The 4,569-nt window shown below is 65.5% G+C and carries 7 protein-coding genes; 3 read left to right on the forward strand and 4 right to left on the reverse strand.

Features of this window, described 5'->3' with window-relative positions; genetic code table 11:
* On the forward strand, positions 1-295 hold a 295-nt coding region (locus ACU0BR_RS04900), incomplete at its 5' end, for a YebC/PmpR family DNA-binding transcriptional regulator (RefSeq protein WP_446155732.1).
* 89 nt (positions 296-384) lie between these two features.
* Here the strand turns inward: ACU0BR_RS04900 and ACU0BR_RS04905 are convergent.
* The 3 genes from ACU0BR_RS04905 to ACU0BR_RS04915 form a co-directional block, all read right to left on the reverse strand.
* The gene (locus tag ACU0BR_RS04905) at positions 385-1,482 is read right to left on the reverse strand and encodes a 5-(carboxyamino)imidazole ribonucleotide synthase (RefSeq protein ID WP_446155733.1); all 1,098 of its coding nucleotides are present in this window, start codon (positions 1,480-1,482) and stop codon (positions 385-387) included.
* On the reverse strand, positions 1,475-1,963 hold the full coding sequence (gene purE, locus ACU0BR_RS04910; RefSeq protein ID WP_446155734.1) for a 5-(carboxyamino)imidazole ribonucleotide mutase: 489 nt from the start codon (positions 1,961-1,963) through the stop codon (positions 1,475-1,477). Before purE ends, ACU0BR_RS04905 begins: the two co-directional genes overlap by 8 nt.
* A 71-nt stretch (positions 1,964-2,034) precedes the next feature.
* Entirely contained in the window at positions 2,035-2,253 is a 219-nt protein-coding gene (locus ACU0BR_RS04915) for a YdcH family protein (protein ID WP_446155735.1), read from the reverse strand.
* A gap of 175 nt (positions 2,254-2,428) precedes the next feature.
* On the opposite strand from ACU0BR_RS04915, the gene ACU0BR_RS04920 reads away from it, so the two are divergent.
* Both ACU0BR_RS04920 and ACU0BR_RS04925 read left to right on the forward strand, forming a co-directional pair.
* The gene (locus tag ACU0BR_RS04920) at positions 2,429-2,857 is read left to right on the forward strand and encodes an Hsp20 family protein (protein WP_446155736.1); all 429 of its coding nucleotides are present in this window, start codon (positions 2,429-2,431) and stop codon (positions 2,855-2,857) included.
* A complete protein-coding gene (locus ACU0BR_RS04925; RefSeq protein ID WP_446155737.1) occupies positions 2,857-3,084 on the forward strand; it encodes a DUF1150 family protein in 228 nt (75 codons plus the stop codon). Before ACU0BR_RS04920 ends, ACU0BR_RS04925 begins: the two co-directional genes overlap by 1 nt.
* A 163-nt stretch (positions 3,085-3,247) precedes the next feature.
* Here ACU0BR_RS04925 and ACU0BR_RS04930 read toward each other — a convergent pair.
* Positions 3,248-4,569, reverse strand: a 1,322-nt coding sequence (locus tag ACU0BR_RS04930) for a bifunctional sulfate adenylyltransferase/adenylylsulfate kinase (protein WP_446155738.1), incomplete at its 5' end; no start/stop codon positions are given.

Raw genomic sequence — 4,569 nt, forward strand, 5'->3', positions numbered from 1 at the left:
CACGGTGATGATGGCCGCGATCGAGGCCGGCGCCGAGAATGTCGAAAGCGGCGAGGACGGTCATGTCGTGACCTGCGCCGACACCGATCTGAACGAGGTCGCCACCGCGCTCGAAGAGAGCCTGGGCGAAAGCGAATCGACCCGGCTGGTCTGGGTGCCGCAGACCACGACCGAAATGGATCTGGAGGCGATGCAAAAGCTGATGAAGCTGCTCGACGCACTGGAAGACGACGACGACATCCAGAAGGTGACCTCGAACTTCGAGGCCTCCGACGAGGTGCTTTCGCAGCTTTGAGCGTCACGCCGGGGACCCGTGTGGAACGGGCCTCCGGCGGGGATATTTTCGCGACAATGAAACAATGAACGGTGCCGCCCGGCGGGTGGTCAGCGGCGCGCGGGCTGAATACGGTTGACGTGCCCCATCTTGCGCCCCGGCCGGGGGTCCGCCTTGCCGTAAAGATGCACCGCGGTCGCGGGTTCGCCGCAGAGGGCGGGCAGGCGGGCGACATCGTCGCCGATCAGGTTTTCCATCGTCACGTCGGCATAGCGCTGACCGTCGCCCAGCGGCAGGCCCGCGATCGCGCGGATGTGCTGTTCGAACTGATCGACAGCGCAGCCCTGCTGGGTCCAGTGGCCCGAATTATGCACCCGCGGGGCGATCTCGTTCACGATCAGCCCCTGCGGCGTCACGAAAAGTTCCACCCCCATGACCCCTGTGTAATCGAGCGCGTTGAGGATGCGCGCCGCGATCAGCACCGCGTCGGTGCGCTGCGCGGCCGACAGCCGCGCGGGCACGGTGGTGGTGTGCAGGATGCCGTCGCGGTGCAGGTTTTCGCCGGGATCGTAGCAGGAGATTTGCCCGTCGGCGCCGCGCGCGCCGATGACCGAGATCTCATGCGTGAAATCGACGAAGCCTTCCAGAACCGCGGGCGCCCCGTTCAGCGCGGCCAGCGCCTGCGCGGCGTCTTCGGGCCGGGTTATGCGCGCCTGACCCTTGCCGTCATAGCCGAAACGCCGGGTCTTGAGGATCGCGGGCGCGCCGATCTCATCCAGTGCGCGGTCGAGATCGCCCGCGTCATCGACGGCTGCGAAGGGTGCGGTGGAAAGGCCGAGTTCCCGGAGGAAGCGCTTTTCGGTCAGGCGGTCCTGGCTGGTGGCCAATGCCTTGCGGCCGGGTCGGATCGGGCGCTCCGCCTCCAGCAGGTCGAGCGCGGCGGTGGGGATGTTCTCGAACTCATAGGTGATGACGTCGACGGCCTGCGCAAAGGCCCGAAGCGCCGCGGTGTCGTCGTAGGATGCGGTGGTCAGCGCGGCGCTGACGTCGCCCGCGGGCGGCCGGGCGCCCGGTTCATAGACATGGCAGCGATAGCCCAGCCGAGCCGCCGCGACGCTGAGCATCCGCCCCAGCTGGCCACCGCCGAGGATGCCGATTGTGGCGCCGGCGGGCAGGGGGGGGGTGGTTTCGCGGGTCTGGTCAGTCATCGCGGGGTTCCTCGGGGATGGAATCGGACAGGGCCTGGCGCCAGGCGTCCAGCCGGGTGGCCAGCGCGCTGTCGCCATTGGCCAGGATCGCCGCCGCCATCAGCCCCGCGTTCGCCGCACCCGCGGCGCCGATGGCCATCGTGGCGACGGGGAAGCCCTTGGGCATCTGGACGATCGAATAGAGGCTGTCGACGCCCGACAGCGCGCGGGTCTGGATCGGCACGCCGATCACCGGCACGCGGGTCTTGGACGCCATCATGCCGGGCAGGTGGGCGGCGCCGCCCGCGCCCGCGATGATGGCCTTCAGCCCGCGGTCCACGGCGCTGCGGCCATAGTCCCACAGCCGGTCGGGCGTGCGGTGGGCCGACACGATCCGGGTTTCATGAGGGACCGCGAGCGCATCCAGCACCTCGGCGGCCAGTTTCATGGTGGGCCAGTCGGACTGGCTGCCCATGATGATCCCGATTTCCACGTTGCGCATGGGGCCCCCTTCGTTCAGCGCGGGCACTATAGTCGGCTGGCGCCGGGAGGCAATGCGTCGCGCGGGCGCGATCAGGCGATGATGTCCGGGGTCAGCTCGTCCTCGATCGCGGCGATGCGGTCGCGCAGATCGAGTTTCTGCTTTTTCAGCCGCCGCAGGGTCAGCGTGTCGGCGCGGCGGCTGTCCTGCAATTCGTGGATCGCCTGATCGAGGTCGCGATGCCTGCGGCGCAGCACCTCCAGCTTGATGCGCAGGACATCTTCGTGCTGCAACTCGGACGGAGCGTTCATCTGGTGGGCCTGACCTTTCGCGACGATTGATGATTCATACTGTGAAAACGCGCTTGCGCATAGGGTGAAGGCGTCTCGTCGTACTTGCAGTCATGCCGCCGCCGCCCCATATTTTCGTCAAAGGTTGCCGCTGAGGGACCGAATTCGCAGAATCGCTTAATCAAGGAACTGCCACATGACCAAACTATCGCTGGGGGCACACCCCTATCTGCTGGGGTTCGAGCAGTTGGAGCGGATGGTGGAGCGCACCGCCAAATCCGGCAATGAAGGGTATCCGCCCTATAACATCGAACAATCCTCCGAAAACGCCTATCGCATCACGCTGGCCGTGGCCGGGTTCGCGGAGGCCGATCTGACCATCACGGTGGAAGACCGCCAGTTGATGATCCGCGGCCGACAGGGCGATGAGGACGACAGCCGCATCTTCTTGCACCGCGGTATCGCGGCGCGCCAGTTCCAGCGGTCCTTCGTGCTGGCCGAGGGCGTGGAGGTGTCGGGCGCGATGATGGAAAACGGGTTGCTGCACATTGATCTGAACCGATCCGCGCCCGAAAGCGTTGTGCAGACGATAGCCATCAATTCCTCCCGGAAAGGAGACGCATGATGAACGAGCCATATGAATTTGCCGAACCGGCGGACAAGCCGCTGGTCTATGTTCGCTCCGTCGATGTGCACGAGCTCCCCGAGGAGGTGCAGGCAGAGGCCAAGGGTCTGGATCATCTCTATGCGGTGCATACCTCGGACGGGGCGCGGCTGGCGCTGGTGCGCGACCGCAAGCTGGCCTTCGTGCTGGCGCGGCAGAACGATTTCTCGCCGGTCGCCGTACACTGAAGTTGTGCAGTGATGCCGTGCACTGACGCTGCACAGTGACGCCGCGGCCCGGCGCCGGGGGATGAGCAGGCCTTCGGCGAGGATATTTTCGCGACAATGAAAGAAGGGGCGCCCGCGTGTCATGCGGGCGCCCCTTTTTTTCGGTAAGCGGTCGGGCAGCCGGTCAGGCGGCGATCAGGCCCATCGATTCGAGCTTGAGCAGCACCTGCTGGGCGCAGAAATCGACGTCGGTGCCTTCGGTTTCCAGCCGCAGCTCTGGGTCCTTCGGTTCATCGTAGGGATCCGAGATGCCGGTGAATTCCTTGATCTTGCCTTCGCGTGCCAGCTTGTAGAGCCCCTTGCGGTCGCGGCGTTCGCATTCCTCGAGAGAGGTGGCGACATGCACCTCGACGAAGGCGCCGAACGCCTCGACGTCCTCGCGCACCGCGCGGCGGGTGGCGGCATAGGGGGCGATGGGGGCGCAGATGGCGATGCCGCCGTTCTTGGTGATCTCACTTGCCACATAGCCGATGCGGCGGATGTTGAGATCCCGGTGCTCCTTGGAAAAGCCCAGCTCGGAGGAGAGGTTCTTGCGCACGATATCGCCGTCCAGCAGCGTCACGGGGCGGCCGCCCAGTTCCATCAGCTTGACCATCAGCGCGTTGGCCACCGTCGATTTGCCCGATCCCGACAGGCCGGTCATGAAGACGGTGAAGCCCTGCTTGGAGAGCGGCGGGCGGGTCTTGCGCAACTCGTTCACCACGGCCGGAAAGGAGAACCATTCCGGGATCTCCAGCCCCTCGGACAGGCGGCGGCGCAGCTCGGTGCCCGAGATGTTGAGCACGGTCAGACCTTCCTCGATCTCGTCGGCGGGCTCGTATTGGGCGCGTTCCTGCACATAGACCATATGTTTGAAATCGACCATCTCGATGCCGATCTCGTCCTGGTGCTTCTTGAACAGCTCCTGCGCGTCGTAGGGGCCGTAGAAATCTTCTCCGGCGGAATTCTTGCCGGGGCCCGCGTGATCGCGGCCGACGATGAAATGGGTGCAGCCGTGGTTCTTGCGGATCAGCCCGTGCCAGACGGCTTCGCGCGGGCCGGCCATGCGCATCGCCAGGTTCAGCAGGCTCATCGTCGTGGTGGCCGAAGGGTATTGATCCAGCACCGCCTCATAGCAGCGCACACGGGTGAAATGGTCCACATCGCCCGGTTTGGTCATGCCCACGACCGGATGGATCAACAGGTTCGCCTGCGCCTCGCGCGCAGCACGGAAGGTCAGCTCCTGATGCGCCCGGTGCAGCGGGTTGCGCGTCTGAAAGGCCACGACCTTGCGCCAGCCCAGTTTGCGGAACAGGGCGCGCAATTCATTGGGTGTATCGCGGCGCGCCTTGAAATCATAATGCACCGGCTGCTGGATGCCTGTCACAGGCCCACCCAGATACACGGCACCTGCCTTGTTATGCAGATAGTTCACCGCCGGATGGGCCTGATCGTCGGCACCGAACA

It is taken from the genome of Brevirhabdus sp. (assembly GCF_052826345.1).

Excerpts from the sequence above, each read along its gene's own strand:
- ACU0BR_RS04905 (WP_446155733.1), bottom strand. The coding sequence starts at position 1,482 with ATGACTGACCAGACCCGCGAAACCACCCCCCCCCTGCCCGCCGGCGCC.
- purE (WP_446155734.1), bottom strand. The coding sequence starts at position 1,963 with ATGCGCAACGTGGAAATCGGGATCATCATGGGCAGCCAGTCCGACTGG.
- ACU0BR_RS04915 (WP_446155735.1), bottom strand. The coding sequence starts at position 2,253 with ATGAACGCTCCGTCCGAGTTGCAGCACGAAGATGTCCTGCGCATCAAG.
- ACU0BR_RS04920 (WP_446155736.1), top strand. The coding sequence starts at position 2,429 with ATGACCAAACTATCGCTGGGGGCACACCCCTATCTGCTGGGGTTCGAG.
- ACU0BR_RS04925 (WP_446155737.1), top strand. The coding sequence starts at position 2,857 with ATGAACGAGCCATATGAATTTGCCGAACCGGCGGACAAGCCGCTGGTC.